Raw genomic sequence first — 20,277 nt, forward strand, 5'->3', positions numbered from 1 at the left:
TTCTGCCCGGCTTATCGCGGGAGGCATCCACAAGCGCCAAAGCGTGTATGATGGAAAATCCTTTGTCCCATTCTATAATAATGGCCACCCCAGTTGTCTCACTTTTGGCGGAAGGCATCCCAAAGGGCCGTAGCGGATTCAGTATGATTTTCTATTTCAGCTTATAAAGTAACAATATTTTTCATTTTAATGGATATTGGTTGTTGCTACCACGTATAATAGTATAAAAGGAATGATTGGAATGGGGTGTCGGCATGAAACTTTATATACATATATCGATCATCGCCACCCTTGCCACTCTAACTTTTTTGCTATATGATAAAGGTTTAGGAGCAATCCCTTTTTTACTCTCCGGAGTATATTTGGGGTTTATTTGTGTGAAAGAACTCCGACACTTCAATAAGAGTAAAAGATTGTAGCATATTCCTGGCTGCATTGTTTATAATGATAAGTAAGTTTTTATTTATCCCGAAAGGCTTGGACCAATAGGATGTTGGTGACTCGAGGGAGAGGGATTAAGTTTTTGCTTTATAGAAAGGACGTGCGTTTATTGAATATCCGTGAAATGACGAAGGAACAACTGTTTGAAGAATCAATGATCGACATCGCTTATGCGGTCTTAACGGAAAGAAAAGAACCACTTACATTGCTACAGCTGTTGGACGCAATCCGTAAGCTGAATGGTATGACAGAACGGGTTATGAGAGCGAAACTGCAACAGTTCTATACGGACATGAACATCGATGGAAGATTCCTTGCCATCAATGACAACCGTTGGGGACTTCGTGAATGGTACCCGGTTGACCAGATCGAAGTAGAAACGGCTCCAGTCGTAAAAGTACGCAAGAAAAAGAAAAAGAAGAAAATCGAACTTGAAGACGATGATATCATTGAGGACGAAGACGATGAGGATGAGTTGTTCGACGAAGAATTCGACGAATTGATCGATGAAGACGACGAGGACGACGAAGATGATGATGACGATGACGACGAGGAAGAAGAGGACGTTGTCGAAATCGAAGTGGATCTCCTTGAACCTGATGACGACCTTGAAATCATCCCTGATGATGAAGATCTGGATCTTGAAGATGAAGACGAAGACGAAGAAGAGGAAGATGAAGACGAGATCAAAGAATAAATACTTGACTTCACTCGTCTGGCACTATAAGATTTTACTGGGCTCCTTATTAGGACAAGAACCAGTGTATACGCGCTCCTCCTGTAGATACAGACTACAGACGGGGCGCTTTTTTATTGTTTTTAACTTGATTCAAGTTAAGCCTCCGGCGGATGTCACAAATTTTGAAAAGAGTTAATTGCACAAGTGCAATTCAAAATTTGGACGCAATTACGCCGAGCCGTAATTGATTTAAGTAAAATGAAAAACAAATGGAGGAGTAAAACATGACAAAATATATTTTTGTAACAGGCGGCGTCGTCTCATCACTTGGTAAAGGGATCAATGCGGCATCACTTGGACGATTGTTGAAAAGCCGGGGACTTCAGGTGACAATCCAAAAGTTCGACCCATACATTAACCTTGACCCGCGGATGATGAGTCCTTTGCAGCACGGGGAAGTTTTCGTCACGGAAGATGGAGCGGAAGCGGATCTGGATCTTGGTCATTACGAGCGTTTCATCGATATTAAATTGAATAAATTCTCAAATGTCACGATGGGTAAAGTATATTCTTCCGTACTGAAAAAAGAACGTCGCGGTGAATATAATGGAGCGACTGTCCAGGTCATCCCCCATATTACAAATGAAATCAAGGAACGGATCATACGCGCTGGAAAAGAGACGCATGCGGAAGTCGTCATTACAGAAATTGGCGGCAGCGTAGGTGACATCGAATCTCTACCGTACCTCGAAGCGATTCGTCAGTTAAAAACCGATCTTGGGAAAAGTGACGTCATGTACATCCATAACACGCTGATTCCCTACTTGCATGCGGCGGGGGAAATGAAGACGAAACCGACGCAGCATAGCGTTAAGGAACTTCGAAGCCTCGGTATCCAGCCGAATATGATTGTCGTGCGTAGCGAGTATCCAGTACCGCAAGAAATGAAGGATAAAATCGCTTTGTTCTGTAATATCAAACCGGAAGAAGTCATTGAAGCACTTGACGCGGAAACACTGTACGAAGTGCCACTGCGATTGCATGAACAGCATATGGACAAAATCGTTGTCGATTTCCTTGAACTTGAAACGATCGAACCTGACTTGACAGAAATAAAAGAACTGATAAATAAGGTGAAATCCCTTTCGAAAAAAGTACGCATCGCGCTCGTCGGGAAGTATGTCGAATTGCAAGATGCCTATATTTCTGCGGTCGAGGCACTACGCCACGCAGGTTACGGCTTCGATACGGACATCGAAATGAAATGGATCAACTCGGAAGAAGTGACAGCACAAAATGCAGCTGAACTTTTATCCGATGTCGATGGGATCCTCGTGCCTGGAGGATTTGGAGATCGAGGAATCGATGGGAAAATTGAGGCAATCACATATGCGCGGGAAAATAATGTTCCATTCTTCGGAATCAGCCTCGGCATGCAATTGGCTGCAGTGGAATACGCACGTAACATCATGGGGATCAATAATGCTCATTCAGCTGAATTTGATAACGAGACTACAAATCAAATCATCGTGAGCCCTCCAGAAAGCAACGGCAATCCGGAAGATTATTTCCGTCTAGGCGTCTATCCGTGTAAATTAAAAGAAGATACAAAAGCGCGCGCTGCTTACGGCGAAGAATTGATTTACGAACGCCACCGCAACCGTTATGAATTTAATAATGAATACCGTGAACAATTCGAGGCGGCAGGCATGACTCTTTCAGGTATTAGCCCGAATGACCAGCTAGTGGAAATCATCGAATTGAAAGGTCATCCGTTCTTCGTCGGCGTTTCGTTCCATCCGGAATTCGCATCGCGCCCGACACGCCCGCAACCGCTATTCCGAGAATTCATCGGAGCAGTAATCGCAGGGAAAGAATAAGGAGTTCAGCCGAAAATTGAAAGACCGATTATATATGGCGCACGACCGACCATATAGGGTGCATGACCAATCATATCCGTCGGTCGACCGACCATATAGCATGCATGACCAATCATATCCGTCGGTCGACCGACCATATAGCGTGCATGACCAATCATATCCGTCGGTCGACCGACCATAACCGGCGACTCACCCATCAAATCAAACAACAAAAAAGCTGCACATGAACGGGAATCCCCGCATGTGCAGCTTTTTTTCAATCGTTAATCCTCATCGGAAACCATTTCGTCATATGCGAGCTTCACGGCTTCATAAACAAACAAAGCAGCAAGCGCATGCGGCTGGACGATGCGTCCTCCTTTATCATCCGGGAGTAAACCGCGCGTCAGACCGGTTGATATATACGTATAAGCTAAATCTTCTAGTTCATTGCCATTGCCCGGTTTTTCCGCAGCAAGCACCGCGAAAGGAATGAAGCTGTCCGCAAGTTGCTGTGCGAGTTCAAGCGCTTGTGCATCAGTAGCTGACCGGGTCAATAACCAGACGCGGTCGGCTGTCGCAAATTCCATTCCTTTTTCGTAACGCACGGCACCACTAAGCGGCTCGACTCCAAAAAGTGCGGTTTCCGTAACCGCCGCCATTTCGCCGAATCCCGCAAGAATGACACGTCCTTCGCCAATTGTCGCCTGTGCGAGCAGACGTGCTGTCTCCTCAATCGACTCTTCACTGTTTCCCGCGATGCGCTGAAGAAGTCCGTTAATTTGTGTCGTCAACATTTTCATAGAAAAACACCTCTCTTTCATTATAAGAAGTGAGTGCGTAGAAAGCAAAATGACAGAAGTTTGACGAAAAAGGAGGATATCTTAGTTGTATGTCAAATATAGATTAATAGGCTAACAGGACCAGGGAAAGAAGGGGTGCTTATTGAAGAATCTTTTAATCGTTGATGACCAAAAAGGGATTCGACTTCTGCTGGACGAAGTTTTCCGGCGCGAGGGCATTAAAACGACGCTTGCGGCCAATGGAATGGAAGCGCTTCAAGCTGTAGATGCGGAAGTTCCCGATTGTGTCCTGCTCGACATGAAGATGCCGGGTATCGATGGGTTGGAAGTGTTGAAAAGATTAAAAGCCGGTTGGCCGGACGTTCCGGTCATCATGATGACGGCGTATGGGGAAATCGAATTGACGGAAGATGCATTGAAAACCGGTGCTGTGAAGTATTTTACGAAACCATTCGATATATACGAAGTCCGTGATGCAGTGATTGCGATTTTTGAAGGATGACAAAGCAGGCAGTGGTAAACACTGTCTGTTTTTGTTATGATAATAGAGGTATATAAGATGTATAAATAAACAAACATAATTCATTTCGATATCCCGAGGAGGAATTCGCATGGCACTGGTTTCAATGAAAGAAATGATGATCAAAGGGAAAAAAGAAGGATATGCAATAGGTCAGTTCAACTTGAACAACCTTGAATATACGCAAGCGATATTACAGGCGGCACAAGAAGAACAATCCCCTGTTATTCTAGGTGTATCCGAAGGTGCGGCGCGTTACATGGGCGGTTTCACTACGGTTGTTCACATGGTGAAAGGACTTATGCATGATTATCAGGTCACTGTTCCTGTTGCAATTCATCTGGACCACGGTTCAAGCTTCGAGAAATGTAAAGAGGCGATTGAAGCCGGTTTCACTTCCGTCATGATTGACGCTTCATCGAAACCGCTTGCGGAAAATATTGAAATTACGAAAAAAGTTGTTGATTATGCACATGAACGCGGCGTTTCCGTAGAAGCGGAACTGGGTGTCGTCGGTGGTCAGGAAGACGATATCATCGCCGACGGTGTTATTTACGCAGACCCGGCGGAATGTAAAGAACTTGTCGATAAGGCAGGCATCGATTGTCTTGCACCGGCACTTGGATCTGTTCACGGGCCTTATAAAGGCGAACCGAACCTTGGTTTCAAGGAAATGGAAGAAATTTCGCAGCAATCCGACTTGCCACTTGTGCTCCACGGCGGAACGGGTATTCCGACACGTGACATTCAACAAGCTATTTCACTTGGAACAGCTAAAATTAACGTCAATACAGAAAATCAGATTCAAGGAACAAAAGCTGTCCGCGAAAAACTTGCGGCGGACTCCGATGTTTACGATCCTCGTAAATTCTTGACGCCGATGCGCGATGCCATCAAAAAGACGGTCATCGGCAAAATGCGCGAATTCGGCAGTTCACAACAAGCGTAACGATACGAAGATAGAAAGAAGAGGAGAAGCATCTGTAAGGATGTGTTCTCCTTCCTTTCATTTTTTGCGGACATGAATCAATTTGAAATACTTATCAACAGCTCTTTCCATACAAAATAGGGGGAATTCATCCATGAAATTTTTCATTGATACAGCAAACTTCGACGAAATCAAAGAAGCACACAGTTGGGGGATATTGTCGGGGGTAACGACAAACCCGTCACTTGTAGCGAAAGAAGATGTACCGTTCCATGATAGATTGAAGGAAATCACAGCGCTTGTTCCTGGTTCGGTAAGTGCGGAAGTTATCGCGCTTGACGCGGAAGGCATGATCAAAGAAGGACGCGAATTAGCGGAAATCTCCCCGAACATCACAGTGAAACTACCGATGACACCTGAAGGGTTGAAAGCTTGTTCAGTCTTCGCCCAAGAAGGCATCAAAACGAACGTGACGCTGATTTTTAGCGCGAATCAGGCACTTCTTGCAGCACGTGCAGGAGCAACATACGTATCTCCGTTCCTTGGCAGACTTGACGATATCGGGCAAGATGGGATGACTCTGATTTCCACGATTGCAGACATTTTCACAATCCATAACATAAAAACAGAAATTATCGCAGCATCGATTCGTAGCCCGCAGCAGATTACAGACGCTGCGCTAAGCGGTGCAGATATAGCCACGACGCCATTCAAAGTATTGACACAATTGTTCAAACATCCACTTACTGATAAAGGGATCGAAGCTTTTCTTGCAGATTGGGAAACAAGAAAGAATAAGTGAGGCACCAAAGGAGAGTAATATGGACGTTTATAAAATAACAGGCGGTAGACCATTGCAAGGATCCATTAAAGTGAGCGGTGCTAAAAATAGCGCCGTCGCACTAATCCCTGCTTCCATTCTGGCTGATTCACCAGTAACAATCGAAGGACTTCCGGAGATTTCAGATGTTTTGACACTTCAAGCGCTTCTGGAAGATATCGGCGGGAAAGTCGATTTTGATAAAGGCACGATGCACATTGATCCAACAGAAATGATAGCGATGCCGCTCCCGAACGGTAACGTCAAAAAACTACGGGCATCTTACTATATGATGGGCGCGATGCTGGGCAGATTCAAGCACGCGGTTATCGGACTTCCGGGCGGTTGTCATCTGGGCCCTCGGCCGATTGATCAGCATATAAAAGGTTTCGAAGCGCTTGGCGCAAAAGTGACGAACGAGCATGGTGCCATTTATTTGCGTGCAGATGAACTACGCGGTGCGAAAATCTATTTGGACGTCATCAGTGTCGGTGCGACAATCAATATCATGCTCGCAGCTGTTCTCGCAAAAGGGCGGACGACAATTGAAAACGCAGCGAAAGAGCCAGAGATCGTGGATGTAGCAACGTTGCTGTCCAATATGGGCGCGAAAATCAAAGGCGCGGGAACGAATGTCATCCGGATTGACGGTGTAGAAAAACTTCACGGAACAAGGCATACAATCATCCCTGATCGAATTGAAGCTGGAACATTCATGATCATGGCGGCGGCAGCGGGCGACGGGGTCACGATCGACAACGTCATACCGTTCCACGTTGAAGCACTGACGGCAAAGCTTCGTGAAATGGGCGTCGATATCGTTGAAGGGGAAGAGCAAATCTTCATCCCGAAATCCAGGAACCTCCAAGCGGTAGATGTGAAAACGCTCGTCTATCCAGGCTTCCCGACAGATCTACAACAGCCGTTTTCTGTATTGCTCACACAAGCGGCAGGACCATCCGTCATTACAGATACAGTTTATTCAGCGCGATTCAAACACATCGATGAGCTTCGTCTAATGAATGCCGATACTCGCGTTGAAGGACGTTCAGCCATACTTGCAGGACCGACCCCGCTTCAGGCGGCAACAGTCCGTGCATCCGACCTTCGTGCAGGTGCCGCACTCGTCATTGCCGGGCTCATTGCTGATGGCGTGACGGAAGTCCAGGAAATTCAGCATATCGAGCGCGGATACGGTTCTCTCATCGAAAAACTTCGAGGAATTGGAGCGGATATCCGCAAAGTGACCATTTCGGAAAAAGCGATCGTTAAAGAATAAACCGATTCGGTGCCAGAAATGAGTATGTTATAATTAATCAGAATGGCAAAAATTACGGGTTTGACCGTACATCAGGAGGAACACAAATGGAGCGCAGTTTATCGATGGAATTAGTTCGGGTCACAGAAGCAGCGGCGGTTTCGGCCTCTCGTTGGATGGGACGCGGTTTGAAAAATGAGGCGGACGACGCTGCAACAACAGCGATGCGTACCGTTTTCGATACAATTCCGATGCAAGGGATCGTCGTGATCGGTGAAGGGGAAATGGACGAAGCGCCGATGCTTTACATCGGTGAAGAGCTGGGGACAGGAATCGGTCCTGAAGTGGACGTTGCAGTCGATCCGCTTGAAGGAACGAATATTGTCGCGGCAGGCGGCTGGAACGCACTTGCAGTCATTGCTATCGCGGATAAAGGAAATCTGCTGAATGCACCCGATATGTATATGGACAAAATCGCTGTAGGACCCGAAGCGGTCGGCAAAATCGATATTGATGCGTCCGTGACGGAAAACCTCCTGGCTGTAGCTAAAGCTAAAAATAAAAATATCGGCGACGTTGTTGCAACGGTTCTTAACAGAGAGCGGCATACAGCGATCATCGATGAAATCCGTGCTGCAGGCGCGCGCATCAAGCTCATCAATGACGGTGACGTGGCGGCAGCTATCAATACTGCGTTCGATGAAACTGGAGTGGACATTCTATTCGGACTCGGCGGTGCACCGGAAGGCGTTATCGCTGCAGTCGGACTAAAATGCCTCGGCGGAGAAATCCAGGGACGTCTCGTTCCTTCGAACGACGCTGAACGCGAACGTTGCCTCAAAATGGGGATCGACGTCGACAAAGTGCTTTACATGGATGACCTCGTCAAAGGTGACGATGCTATATTTGCCGCTACGGGTGTAACCGACGGAGAGCTTCTTCGCGGCGTACAATTCAAAGGTGGTTTCAGCGAGACGCATTCATTAGTCATGCGCTCGAAGTCGGGGACAATTCGTTTTGTCGAAGGCCGACACAGCATGGAGAAAAAACCTCTGCTCGTCATGCAAGACTGACGGAGCTCATCGCCCGGCCATACGCCGGGCATCTTCGCTTGCACAGGAAGTACCTGGAAACGTTTGTATAAGAAGCCTTCCTTCATTAACCTCTACTAAATAACCCATTAACCTAAAGAGTGGTGCCGAAAGATGACAATGTTAACGATATCAAAGTTGGAAAATATGACTTTAAAAGAATTATATGCCCTCGCAAAAGAATACAAAATCGCTTATTATAGCAAGCTGACGAAAAGGGAACTTATATTTTCCATATTAAAATCAAGGGCCGAACAGGAAGGCTTCTTTTTCATGGAAGGTGTACTTGAAATCATCCAATCTGAAGGCTACGGTTTCTTGCGGCCTATCAACTATTCGCCAAGCTCGGAAGACATCTATATTTCTGCCTCGCAAATCCGGCGGTTTGATCTTCGGAACGGTGATAAAGTGAGCGGGAAAGTCCGTCCTCCGAAAGAATCGGAACGCTATTACGGTCTATTGCAAGTGGAAGCCGTCAATGGCGAAGACCCGGAAGTGGCACGTGAACGTGTGCATTTCCCGGCACTTACACCGCTTTATCCAGATCGTCATATCAAGCTGGAAGTAGACCCGGTTAAACTGTCGACGCGTATTATGGACTTGATCTCGCCGGTTGGTTTCGGTCAGCGCGGATTGATTGCTGCTCCGCCGAAAGCGGGCAAAACCTTATTGTTGAAAGAAATTGCAAATTCCATTACAACGAATCATCCCGACGCGGAACTTATCGTACTGCTTATCGATGAAAGACCCGAGGAAGTCACCGATATCGAAAGGTCCGTCAAAGCGGATGTCGTCAGTTCGACATTCGATGAATTGCCGGAGAATCATGTCAAAGTGGCGGAACTTGTTCTGGAACGGGCTATGCGGCTCGTCGAACATAAACGGGATGTTATCATTCTGATGGACTCCATCACGCGGCTGGCGCGTGCTTATAACCTTGTCATTCCGTCAAGTGGCCGCACACTGTCAGGCGGTATCGACCCCGCCGCATTCCACCGCCCGAAACGGTTTTTCGGAGCGGCGCGTAACCTTGAAGAAGGCGGTAGCCTGACTATTCTTGCAACGGCTTTGATTGACACGGGTTCACGTATGGATGAAGTCATTTATGAAGAATTCAAAGGGACAGGCAACATGGAGCTGCATCTTGATCGCAGTCTTGCGGAACGCCGGATCTTCCCGGCGCTTGACATCCGACGTTCAGGTACGCGGAAAGAGGAATTGCTCATCCCGGCCGATCAGCTTGAAAAGCTATGGGCCATCCGGAAAACTTTCTCCGACTCGCATGACTTCACGGAACGTTTCATGAAAAAGCTGCGTCTGACGAAATCGAATGAAGAATTCTTCGACAAACTGAATGAAGAGATGAAAGCCCATCGGAACGGCAAAGGACTGTTATAAGTAAATTCATGAGTATTTCAGCTTATGGATGAAATAAAAACAGTTGCACAGGACTGCTGAATTTGATATAATATATGGAGTAACTTGAGTACTATCTGCGTGCATATACGGTTGACGAACACGGGCCGTGTAAGGCATCAGTCTTATAATTTAACTCTGTACCAGATGGTCCAGGGCGAAGGGAGAGAGATTGATGAAAGCAGGAATTCATCCAGCTTATAAAGTAGCAACTGTTACTTGTTCATGTGGTAACACATTTGAAACAGGTTCTGTAAAAGAGGACATCCGTGTTGAAGTTTGCGCGGAATGCCACCCATTCTACACTGGTCGCCAGAAATTTGCTGCAGCGGACGGACGTGTCGACCGCTTCAACAAAAAATATGGTCTCAAAGAAGAAGGCCGTCAAGAAGAAGGCCAAGAGTAAGACTCTTAAAATACCCGTCAGGTGCACATGCGCCGGGCGGGTATTTCTTTTGGGGAAAATACGCAAAAAACTACATATATTTGCTGAACAAATGAATATCTATATTATCCAAGCAAAGGCGCCTTCCAAGGGGTAGCCGAAGCCATAAGACTAGTAACGAAGCAGCTAGGATTATGGCGGGAGGCATCCCCGAGCGCCATAGCGGATTCAATGGAATTCAATATTTCATCTTATATAGCACACATAGACGTGAAATAAAATACGTCAAATTTCACTGTTTTTAGGGTATGATAGGTATTCACGATGCAATTAAGAAATCTTTATATATAAGCAACTGGAAGGAGATTTAACATGTACGTAACGATGCAAGGCGGTTGGATTGAAGTAATTTGCGGCAGCATGTTTTCAGGAAAATCAGAGGAATTGATCCGGCGCATAAGGCGCTCACAATTCGCCAAACAGAAAATAGCGGTATTCAAACCGGAAATCGATGACCGTTACAGTGAAGAAGCCGTCGTCAGCCATGATGGGACAACCGTCATTGCGAATCCGATCGCCAGCTCATCTCATATCGAGGAGTTCATCACGGACGACTATGACGTCATCGCCATCGACGAAGCCCAATTTTTTGACGATGGTATCGTCGACGTAGTAATGGGATTGGCAAACCGTGGATTCCGCGTCATCGTCGCCGGACTCGACCAGGATTTCCGTGGCGAACCATTCGGACCGATGCCGCGTCTCATGGCCGTCGCCGAACACGTGACAAAACTGCAAGCGGTCTGCACAGTATGCGGCTCGCCTTCCAGCAGGACACAGCGCCTCATCAATGGCACCCCCGCCGGTTATGATGATCCTGTGATTCTTGTCGGGGCCTCAGAAGCATACGAGGCACGATGCCGCAAGCACCACGAAGTGCCAAAAGGCGTAACAGCCAAAGCGATTGTAAAAGGATAACAGCAAGGAGTGGAGCCCGTCCGGCACAATCGGGCGGGTTTTTTATTGCATGGCGGGGAGGAGTGGTCGGGTTAGTTTGAAAATGTTTCGAACTTCCACACACGCTCTATCCTGCCCTGCGCATCAAGAACGCCTGCATCAGCGAAATAACTGTATTTACCAAGCAAATTCCCGTACAATGAACGTACAAAACAGTCCTGAAAATGAGGTGTCCATAATGTTTGAAAGACTTCAAGCAGTAGAAGACCGCTACGATCATCTGAATGAAATGCTCAGTGATCCCGCGGTAGTGAGCGATATGACAAAACTTCGAGAGTATTCCATCGAACAATCCGGCCTGCAGGAAACGGTTGAAACGTACCGTTCCTATAAACAGGCAACAGCGGAACTGAAAAGCGCCAAAGAAATGCTGAACGAACAGCTTGACGACGATATGAAAGAACTAGTCAAAATGGAAGTATCCGAGCTTGACGAACAAATCGAATCATATGAAGAAAAGCTGAAAGTGTTGCTTGTGCCGAAAGATCCGAACGATAACAAAAACGTCATCATGGAAATTAGGGGAGCGGCAGGCGGCGATGAGGCGGCACTGTTTGCCGGCAGCCTTTTCCGCATGTACAGCCGCTACGCGGAGATGAACCACTGGAAAGTGGAGGTACTGGATTCATCGCCGACAGAACTCGGCGGTTTCAAAGAAATCATTTTCCTTATCAACGGCAATGGTGCCTATTCGAAACTGAAATATGAAAACGGGGCGCATCGTGTGCAACGGGTACCGGAAACCGAATCGGGCGGACGGACACATACGTCGACCGCGACCGTTGCATGTCTTCCGGAAGCAGAGGAAGTTGAAATCGTCATCCATGAAAAAGATATCAGAACCGATACATTTGCATCATCCGGTCCCGGAGGCCAGTCTGTCAATACGACGATGTCCGCCGTCCGCCTGACGCATCTTCCGACCGGTATTACCGTATCGATCCAAGATGAAAAATCGCAGATCAAAAACAAAGAGAAAGCGATGAAAGTGTTGCGGGCGCGCGTTTCCGATAAATTCACACGCGAAATACAAGATGAGTACGATGAAAAAAGGAAATCCGCAGTTGGTACAGGCGACCGTTCCGAGCGGATTCGCACTTATAATTTCCCGCAAAACCGTGTGACCGATCACCGTATCGGCTTGACGATCCAGAAACTCGATCAGATTATTGAAGGCAAACTCGATGAAGTCATCGACGCACTCATCCTGGAAGAGCAGGCATATCGCCTGGAAAGTTTGGATCGCAATGACTGAAAAAGTGTATGAAGCTCTCCAGAGGGCTTCTTCTTTATTGGGACAAAAAGGGTTTGAGCCTAATGCCGCACAACTTCTCATGGAATTCGTCACGAATAAGTCAAGGGCTTCCTTATTTGCTGATTTACGCGAACCGCTCACGGCCGAACAGCACAAAGATTTTTGGGATAAAGCCGCTGAACTGCTGGAAGGAAGACCCGTTCAATACGTCATCGGTGAAGAAGGTTTTTACGGATATACATTTAAAGTGGATGAAAATGTACTTATCCCCCGTCCTGAAACGGAAGAACTCGTCCACGGCGCCATTGAACGAAGCCGTAAGTTATTTTCTCACAAGTCAATCGACGTCGCAGACATCGGTACGGGCAGCGGGGCAATCGCGGTTTCATTCAAAAAAGAATGGCCCGAAGCGAGCGTCACTGCGACCGATATTAGTGAAGGTGCACTTACGATTGCGAAGCATAATGCACAAGCGAATGGTGCAGATGTCAATTTCCTTCAAGGAGATTTAACAACACCGATTGCAGGGGATAAGTGGGACGTCGTCTTATCGAATCCGCCTTATATCGCACGCGACGAAGCGGTTCTAATGTCGGGCACCGTTGTCGACCACGAACCGCATAGCGCTTTGTTTGCGGATGAGGACGGGCTTCACTTCTATCGGCGACTTGCAGAAACCTTGCCGCCGCTAATGAAAAAGCCTTCCTTCATCGCAGTCGAAATCGGTTATTTGCAAGGTCCTGCTGTGCATGATTTATTCACAAAGTCATTCCCGGAAGCTGTAATTGAAACGGTAAAAGATATCAACGGCAAAGATCGGATGATATTTTGCGAGATTCATGAATAAACTCCCTTTTCTCTGGCAACAATGCAGAGTAGGAGGGGATGAACATGTTACAAGACTACGAGATTATCAAAAAGAAAACTAAAATTGAAAAAGTATTGCCCTATATAGAATTTATCATCGTACTTATTATCATTCAGGCCTTCGTATCGGTATTCACGTCGGCGAATGATGAAGACAGTGCAATCCGTTTCAGATTGCTTGCCCATTCGAATGCGCCTGCCGATCAGCAGATAAAAATCGGCATTCAACAAGAAATCCAGCCGCTCATCGAACACGCAGTGAATACATCACGGACGAAAAAGGAACTTGGGGATAACTTGGCGGCGCTCGAAGGCACGATACTCGAAATTGCCAATTCGAAGTCAAACGGGGCAGCTATCTCCCTTGAACGGAAGGAAGCACTGTTTCCGCCGAAGCGATCCGGTTTATTTATCCTCCCGCAAGCTGAATACGATGCATATATTTTGACGATCGGGAGCGGACGTGGTGATAACTGGTGGTGTGCGATGTTCCCGAAAGTCTGTTTCCCGGATAAAAAAGAAGATGAAAAAGAAGAAGAGGAAAAAGTCACTTTTTTCGTCTGGGAGTGGATAAAAGGAGTATTCGTATAAAGTTACTAACAAAATTTGTGGATAAAGTAGATAAAATGTGTATAAGTGGGGGATTAATGCGTGGAAACGAAATTAGTTTCAGTGGATAACTTTCTGGATAACAAAATGAATTATGAACAGGCTGTGGATATATTAAAAAACGGCGGCGTCGTCGCATTTCCTACGGAGACGGTATACGGCTTAGGTGCATTGGCAACGGACGAATTGGCCGTACAAAGAATCTTCGAAGCGAAAGGGAGACCTTCCGACAACCCGCTTATCGTACATATTGGCAACAAAGAACAAGTTTCCGATTATGCGGAAGCTATTACGGAAGACGCGGATAAACTGATGGATGCATGTTGGCCAGGTCCTTTGACGCTTGTCTTCCATAAGAAACCCGGCGTCATCGCGTCGAACGTAACACCCGGTTTTGAAACGGTCGGCATCCGCATGCCCGATCACCCCGTGGCGTTGGCGCTTCTTCGTGCGCTTGGGCAGCCGCTTGCAGCTCCGAGTGCCAATCGCAGCGGGAAGCCGAGCCCGACGGAAGCAGCTCACGTCTACAAAGATCTTGAAGGGCTTATTCCGCTCATTTTGGACGGCGGACAGACCGGTGTCGGAGTGGAATCCACAGTACTGGACATGACAACAAACCCACCAACTATTTTACGGCCAGGCGGTACAACGCAAGAAACAATTGAAAGTATTATTGGAAAAATACACTCTGAAAATGAATTTCCTGGTGAACAAGCACCGCGTTCACCGGGCATGAAGTATTTGCATTATGCTCCGGAAGCTCCTTTATTCATCATTCAAAATGATGCACAGCACATCGGTATCGCGCTCGATTCGCTTCATGCTGAAGGGCGGAAAGTGGCGCTCATTGCTCCCGACGAATTTGGGGACTTGGGGGCGGACTGGTATTTTTCGACTGGTCCGGCACACAACAATGAAGCGACGGCGACGAATTTGTACGCTGCAATCCGCAAATGTGACGCGACGGAGGCGGATATTATTCTTGCAGTCGAAACCGATTTGGCGGGGGTGGGTGCTGCTGTCATGAACAGGTTGATGAAAGCAGCCGAAGGAAAACGTTATATGAACTGAATCTGCAATGAATGACCTCCCTGAATGCCGCATAAGATTGACAGACGCGGTATTCGGGGAGGTTTTACTTTGGCGGAAATTTTCGCGGCTGGCATCACGACCTTGGACGTTATAGTGGTATATTCATTTTTGCAGATAAAAAAAGGAAGATTTGTATTAGCATTATGGACGGCATTTCTAAATGTGGTTTTTCCGTTCCTTGGATTCGTAACCGGAGAGTTATCGGCGGATATATTTACAGTTTGGAGCAGTATTTTATCAGGCGTCATGCTCAGTTTGATAGGAATACATATGTTGTTGCAAGACGATGAAACGGGTTCTTCGTCAAAACAGATTCCACCATTTTTTATCGCATTTGCAGTAAGTGTAGATGCCTTTTCAGTGAGTGTTTCATTTGGTATGCTTCAGATGGATAAAACGCTTTTCATAGTGGCATCGGCATTATTTACATTAGTTTTTTCTTATGGAGCACTCATACTAAAAGGGCGTCTGGGTCTTAAAGATGGAAAGGGACTGAGGCTAATTGCAGGATTCGCTTTGTTGGCGTTAGGAATATTGTCATGCTTTAGTTGAAATTGGTTATTTCTTTACTCACAAAAATCAGCTATTCTATAGAAAGAAGGCGATAGTAATGAATATATATTTGATTTGTACAGGGAATACATGCAGAAGCCCGATGGCGGAAGCGATTCTTCGTTCCAAGGCGATTGACCATATATCCGTCCGCTCGGCAGGTATTCATGGACGGGACGGCTGGCCGATTTCCTTACATGCGAAAACGCTTATCGAAAAAGCGGACATGCCTTATACGCCTGTTTCAAAAGCTGTTTCAATCGAAGATTTGGAGTGGGCGGATGTCGTTTTGACGATGACAACAGCACATAAGGATGTACTTTTATATTCTTATCCAGAAGTCGATTACAAAGTATTTACGTTAAAAGAATTTGTTAGGCCGGATGCAGCCGGCGATGTACAGGATCCGTTCGGAGGGGACCTTGAAACATATCGACAGGCATTCAGTGAGTTGTCGGGGATCATCGATATGCTTGAACAGAAATTGACGGAGGAATAAGCATGAGGGAAAAAGGGAAAAAGAAGTTTGGATTAAAGAAAAAACTGGTTTTATTCATCACAATACTTGCCATTGTCACGTATACGACAAGTGCCTTATTCATCAACTTTGTGCAACCACAATTTTTTCCACAATTTAATCCGTTCTGGTTTGCGGTGATGACGTATGCAATGGGGATATTTTGGTCAGGTGTATTAGCAGCGCTGTTCAGTACAATCTTAACGAAACCGCTGCAAAATCTTGAAAAGGCGGCTATCAAAGTGGCGGATGGAGAAATCGGTACGGATATCGTGCTGCCGAAGTCGTCCGATGAAATCCACTCCGTGGCGGAAGCATTTCAGCATATGGTCCTCAACTTACGAACGATAGTGGGGCAAATTGAATCGAATTTCGAAAAGACAGCCAGTACAGTGGACAACTTATCGGTCGAAACCGGCGCTGCCGCAAGACAAGCGGATGCCGTAGCGTCAACGATCAAGGAGATTTCTGCGGGTGCAGAGGAATCGGCGATCGCTATCCAAGAAACTGCGGAAGCGATTGAAGATGTCCGGTTGCTTGCTGTTGAAGTGAGCAGCAGGGCGGAAGATTCCTCCGAACGTTCAACAGAGATGCTAGAGGAACTTGTGCGGACAACGGATGTATTCCGCATGCTCGTCAAGGGAATTCAAAATATGTCTTCCCAGAGCGAACTGTCACTCGGCACCATCAGGCAGCTGGATCATAATGCGCAGAAAATCGGAGAAATCGTCCAGCTCGTCGGCAACATTGCGGCACAGACGAATTTACTCGCGCTGAATGCATCCATCGAAGCGGCCCGTGCCGGCGAACACGGTAAAGGATTTGCAGTTGTTGCCGAAGAAGTCCGCGTGTTGGCGGATGAAAGTGCCAAGGCGGTAAAAGGGATTTCAGATCTCGTGGTGACCATCCAGACGGACGTAACGAAAGTCGTGAAGGATATGGAACAACAAGTGAAGACGGCGGCAATCGAAGCGGATCGTGCAAATGAAACAAGCGGAAACGTCGAAGAAATGGCGACAAAAGTAAATGGGATGGCTGACTCTGTAGTCGAAATCACAAAATTCGTCGAGTTGCAGCTGACGAACATTGAAACGACCGCACGCCAATCACAGGAAGTTGCCGCAATCGCAGAAGAAACATCCGCCGGAGCACTCGAAGTCGGTACAGCAACGGAAGAACAAGTCCGCTCGATTGAACAAGCAGACGCGATGGCAAGTGAATTAAAGAAGCAATCCGAAGAGCTTTACAACGTCATTAAACAATTCGATCGGGGTAATGAAAAGCAGAAGCGGCCCGAATAAATGCGACAGGCATAAGGCGGGTCGACGTAGCAGCGTACTTTGCCGCGTAGTTGAACTGACTTATGACCCGAGCATTTGGCCGCTGTAGCTAGACATAATGAAAAGCAAAAGCGGCCCGAATAAATGCGACAGGCATAAGGCGGGTCGACGTAGCGGCGTACTTTGCCGCGTAGTCGAACTGACTTATGACCCGAGCATTTGGCCGCTGTAGCTAGACATAATGATAAGCAGAAGCGGCCCGAATAAATGCGGGAGGCATCCACAAAGCGCCGAAGCATGTATAAAGGGAAATTCTTATTTCGGTCTATAATGGTAGGCTTTTTCAGTACCCTGAATAAACGCGATAGGCATAAGACGAAAAGGCATAATTGACCTATTATTTCCCAAGAATATGAATAATAAATACGAAATACAGCCCAATTACGACTGGGGCTGTATTTTTTACGTAAAAATGATAGAATGAGTTGTGAGTATATTATGAAAAGAGGGACGCTGTGAAAATCGCGATATCTTCAGACCATGGCGGAAACAATCTCCGACATGAAATCATCAAATTAATGGCAGAGTTAGGGTTGGAGTTCGTAGACTTTGGCCCTGATTCGAACGAGTCCGTCGACTATCCGGATTTTGCGGCACCTGTCGCAAATGGAGTGGCATCGGGGAATTTCGACCGTGGAATCCTAATTTGCGGAACGGGAATTGGAATGTCCATCGCGGCTAATAAAGTGAAAGGCATCCGATGTGCACTTGTTCATGATGTCTTTAGTGCGAAAGCGACGAGAGAACATAATGATTCGAACATCCTTGCAATGGGAGAACGCGTCATCGGACCGGGACATGCTAGGGAAGTCGCCGCCGCTTGGTTGAACACACATTTCGAAGGCGGTCGCCACGAACGCCGCATCGGGAAACTGATGGAACTGGAAAACTAAGAAAAGCGTAAGCGGTCTTCCGGAAACCAAAAAGGTAGGTGGAATAAAGTGGATGCTTTGAATTTATGGAAGCTTCAACTTGAACAACTGTTAGCGGAAATGGCTGAGCAAACAGATTTGATCCCTGGAACATTGTTCGTCGTCGGCTGTTCGACCTCTGAAATTGCCGGCAGACGAATCGGAACAGGTGGTGCGCTTGAAGTAGGAGAAGCGTTATACGCTCCGCTGAAAGAGTTTGCCGATCAACATAAACTGTTTCTCGCATTCCAAGGCTGCGAACACATCAATAGGGCTTTGACAATTGAACGTCAAGCAGCCGAAAAGTTCATGCTTGAACCGGTCGCGGTCATTCCTGTCATACATGCGGGCGGCTCAATGTCAGCCTACGCCTATCAGCAGATGAACGATCCTGTAGTAGTAGAAGAGATTCACGCAAACGCGGGTATCGATATTGGACAAACGTTGATTGGCATGCATTTGAAACGCGTGGCCGTCCCATTACGCACATCAATCGGGAAAATCGGCAATGCAGTCGCTACGGTCGCAACAACAAGACCGAAGTTAATTGGTGGAATAAGAGCAATATATAAAATAGATGATAATGAAGGGGATTGAGAAAATGGAGAAATTGGAATTGAACAAATTGGGCAACGTACAACGTGAAGATGGGGCAGTATACGAAGCGATTATGGCGGAGAAAAAGCGCCAACAATCGAATATTGAATTGATTGCATCTGAAAACTTCGTAACAGAAGCGGTTATGGAAGCACAAGGCTCATATTTAACGAATAAATACGCAGAAGGTTACCCGGGTAAACGTTACTACGGCGGTTGTGAGCACGTTGACGTTGTCGAAAACATCGCACGTGATCGGGTAAAAGAAATCTTCGGTGCGGAATACGCAAACGTTCAACCGCACTCCGGTGCACAAGCGAATATGGCTGTCTATTTTGCAGTGCTTGAGCCTGGTGATACGGTTCTTGGCATGAATCTTTCGCACGGCGGTCACTTGACGCACGGAAGCCCGGTTAACTTCTCCGGAGAACTATACAACTTTGTGGATTACGGTGTTAGCGAAGGGGACGAGCTCATTGACTACGAAGATGTCCGTCAAAAAGCGCTTGAGCACAAACCGAAAATGATCGTTGCGGGTGCAAGTGCATACCCTCGCGAAATTGATTTCGCTAAATTCCGCGAAATTGCAGATGAAGTCGGTGCTTATCTATTCGTAGACATGGCGCACATCGCCGGACTTGTTGCAGTAGGCGAGCATCAGAATCCGGTTCCACATGCACATTTCGTCACATCGACAACACATAAAACATTGCGCGGACCGCGTGGTGGAATTATCCTTTCTACACAGGAGTTCGAGCGTAAGCTGAACAAATCAATCTTCCCGGGAGTCCAAGGCGGACCATTGATGCACGTCATCGCTGCAAAAGCGGTTGCATTCGGCGAAGCACAGAAACCTGAATTCAAAACATATATTCAACAAGTGAAAAGCAATGCAAAAGCATTGGCTGAAGCGCTAATGGCTGAAGGCGTTGACATCGTATCAGGCGGCACAGATAATCACCTGGTCTTATTGAACCTACGTTCCCTTGAAATCACTGGTAAAATTGCAGAACATGTATTGGATGAAGTCGGCATCACTGTGAACAAAAACACGATTCCGTTTGATACGGAAAGCCCGTTCGTCACATCAGGAATCCGTATTGGTACACCTGCAGTGACAACTCGTGGCTTCAAGGAAGAAGAAATGAAGGAAATCGCATCTATTATGGCGAGCCTATTGAAAAACCATGAAGACGAAACTGTGAAACGAGAAGCACAGAAACGCGTTGCGGCATTGACGGATAGATTCCCTCTTTACGCATAATCGTGCATTGGGATAAGCCGCTATCACTAAGATGGCGGCTTATTTTTTCTTTTAAT

At 46.7% G+C, this 20,277-nt stretch carries 22 protein-coding genes; 20 read left to right on the top strand and 2 right to left on the bottom strand.

Annotated elements, in window-relative coordinates; genetic code table 11:
- Positions 1-523: 523 nt before the first annotated feature.
- Positions 524-1,138, top strand: a complete 615-nt coding sequence (gene rpoE / locus HDC33_RS01420) for a DNA-directed RNA polymerase subunit delta (protein WP_370457390.1) — start codon at positions 524-526, stop codon at positions 1,136-1,138.
- A 266-nt stretch (positions 1,139-1,404) separates the two neighbouring features.
- The gene (locus tag HDC33_RS01425) at positions 1,405-3,000 is read left to right on the top strand and encodes a CTP synthase (RefSeq protein ID WP_179390755.1); all 1,596 of its coding nucleotides are present in this window, start codon (positions 1,405-1,407) and stop codon (positions 2,998-3,000) included.
- Between the two features lie 5 nt (positions 3,001-3,005).
- Here HDC33_RS01425 and HDC33_RS01430 read toward each other — a convergent pair whose 3' ends face one another.
- Together HDC33_RS01430 and HDC33_RS01435 are read right to left on the bottom strand one after the other, a co-directional pair.
- Positions 3,006-3,260 (bottom strand): hypothetical protein, encoded by a 255-nt coding sequence (locus HDC33_RS01430; RefSeq protein ID WP_179390756.1) that lies wholly within the window; start codon positions 3,258-3,260, stop codon positions 3,006-3,008.
- A gap of 3 nt (positions 3,261-3,263) precedes the next feature.
- Positions 3,264-3,782: a DUF2529 family protein gene (locus HDC33_RS01435; RefSeq protein WP_179390757.1), complete on the bottom strand. Its 519-nt coding sequence runs from the start codon at positions 3,780-3,782 to the stop codon at positions 3,264-3,266.
- Between the two features lie 142 nt (positions 3,783-3,924).
- Here HDC33_RS01435 and HDC33_RS01440 point away from each other — a divergent pair, with 142 nt between their 5' ends.
- The 18 genes from HDC33_RS01440 (at position 3,925) to HDC33_RS01525 (ending at position 20,221) form a co-directional block, all read left to right on the top strand.
- Entirely contained in the window at positions 3,925-4,284 is a 360-nt protein-coding gene (locus HDC33_RS01440; protein ID WP_179390758.1) for a response regulator, read from the top strand.
- A gap of 109 nt (positions 4,285-4,393) precedes the next feature.
- Positions 4,394-5,251 carry a class II fructose-bisphosphate aldolase gene (locus tag HDC33_RS01445; RefSeq protein ID WP_179390759.1) on the top strand — a complete coding sequence of 286 codons (858 nt, stop codon included), beginning with the start codon at positions 4,394-4,396 and terminating at the stop codon, positions 5,249-5,251.
- 133 nt (positions 5,252-5,384) lie between these two features.
- A complete protein-coding gene (gene fsa / locus HDC33_RS01450; protein WP_179390760.1) occupies positions 5,385-6,032 on the top strand; it encodes a fructose-6-phosphate aldolase in 648 nt (215 codons plus the stop codon).
- 19 nt (positions 6,033-6,051) lie between these two features.
- Positions 6,052-7,329 (top strand): UDP-N-acetylglucosamine 1-carboxyvinyltransferase, encoded by a 1,278-nt coding sequence (locus tag HDC33_RS01455; RefSeq protein WP_179390761.1) that lies wholly within the window; start codon positions 6,052-6,054, stop codon positions 7,327-7,329.
- 86 nt (positions 7,330-7,415) lie between these two features.
- Entirely contained in the window at positions 7,416-8,381 is a 966-nt protein-coding gene (gene glpX / locus HDC33_RS01460; RefSeq protein WP_179390762.1) for a class II fructose-bisphosphatase, read from the top strand.
- Positions 8,382-8,513: 132 nt separating this feature from the next.
- Positions 8,514-9,797 carry a transcription termination factor Rho gene (gene rho, locus HDC33_RS01465; protein ID WP_179390763.1) on the top strand — a complete coding sequence of 428 codons (1,284 nt, stop codon included), beginning with the start codon at positions 8,514-8,516 and terminating at the stop codon, positions 9,795-9,797.
- A gap of 193 nt (positions 9,798-9,990) precedes the next feature.
- Positions 9,991-10,221, top strand: a complete 231-nt coding sequence (rpmE, locus tag HDC33_RS01470) for a 50S ribosomal protein L31 (protein WP_179390764.1) — start codon at positions 9,991-9,993, stop codon at positions 10,219-10,221.
- Positions 10,222-10,572: 351 nt separating this feature from the next.
- Positions 10,573-11,178, top strand: a complete 606-nt coding sequence (locus tag HDC33_RS01475; RefSeq protein ID WP_179390765.1) for a thymidine kinase — start codon at positions 10,573-10,575, stop codon at positions 11,176-11,178.
- A 217-nt stretch (positions 11,179-11,395) separates the two neighbouring features.
- On the top strand, positions 11,396-12,472 hold the full coding sequence (gene prfA, locus HDC33_RS01480) for a peptide chain release factor 1 (RefSeq protein ID WP_179390766.1): 1,077 nt from the start codon (positions 11,396-11,398) through the stop codon (positions 12,470-12,472).
- Positions 12,465-13,319, top strand: coding sequence for a peptide chain release factor N(5)-glutamine methyltransferase (gene prmC / locus HDC33_RS01485; protein WP_179390767.1), 855 nt, complete (start codon positions 12,465-12,467; stop codon positions 13,317-13,319). Before prfA ends, prmC begins: the two co-directional genes overlap by 8 nt.
- A gap of 44 nt (positions 13,320-13,363) precedes the next feature.
- Positions 13,364-13,930 (top strand): stage II sporulation protein R, encoded by a 567-nt coding sequence (locus HDC33_RS01490; RefSeq protein WP_179390768.1) that lies wholly within the window; start codon positions 13,364-13,366, stop codon positions 13,928-13,930.
- Positions 13,931-13,990: 60 nt separating this feature from the next.
- Entirely contained in the window at positions 13,991-15,019 is a 1,029-nt protein-coding gene (locus HDC33_RS01495; protein WP_370457391.1) for an L-threonylcarbamoyladenylate synthase, read from the top strand.
- A 69-nt stretch (positions 15,020-15,088) separates the two neighbouring features.
- Complete coding sequence (locus HDC33_RS01500; RefSeq protein ID WP_179390769.1) at positions 15,089-15,592, top strand: manganese efflux pump MntP; 504 nt, start codon at positions 15,089-15,091, stop codon at positions 15,590-15,592.
- 58 nt (positions 15,593-15,650) lie between these two features.
- On the top strand, positions 15,651-16,091 hold the full coding sequence (locus HDC33_RS01505) for a low molecular weight protein arginine phosphatase (protein WP_179390770.1): 441 nt from the start codon (positions 15,651-15,653) through the stop codon (positions 16,089-16,091).
- 2 nt (positions 16,092-16,093) lie between these two features.
- The gene (locus HDC33_RS01510) at positions 16,094-17,410 is read left to right on the top strand and encodes a methyl-accepting chemotaxis protein (protein ID WP_179390771.1); all 1,317 of its coding nucleotides are present in this window, start codon (positions 16,094-16,096) and stop codon (positions 17,408-17,410) included.
- Between the two features lie 494 nt (positions 17,411-17,904).
- Positions 17,905-18,342, top strand: coding sequence for a ribose 5-phosphate isomerase B (gene rpiB / locus HDC33_RS01515; RefSeq protein WP_179390772.1), 438 nt, complete (start codon positions 17,905-17,907; stop codon positions 18,340-18,342).
- Positions 18,343-18,390: 48 nt separating this feature from the next.
- Positions 18,391-18,957, top strand: a complete 567-nt coding sequence (locus tag HDC33_RS01520) for a TIGR01440 family protein (protein WP_179390773.1) — start codon at positions 18,391-18,393, stop codon at positions 18,955-18,957.
- Between the two features lie 4 nt (positions 18,958-18,961).
- Positions 18,962-20,221 (top strand): serine hydroxymethyltransferase, encoded by a 1,260-nt coding sequence (locus HDC33_RS01525; protein ID WP_304625678.1) that lies wholly within the window; start codon positions 18,962-18,964, stop codon positions 20,219-20,221.
- Positions 20,222-20,277: the final 56 nt, after the last annotated feature.

It is taken from the genome of Sporosarcina sp. JAI121 (genome assembly GCF_013408665.1).
Taxonomy (GTDB): domain Bacteria; phylum Bacillota; class Bacilli; order Bacillales_A; family Planococcaceae; genus Sporosarcina.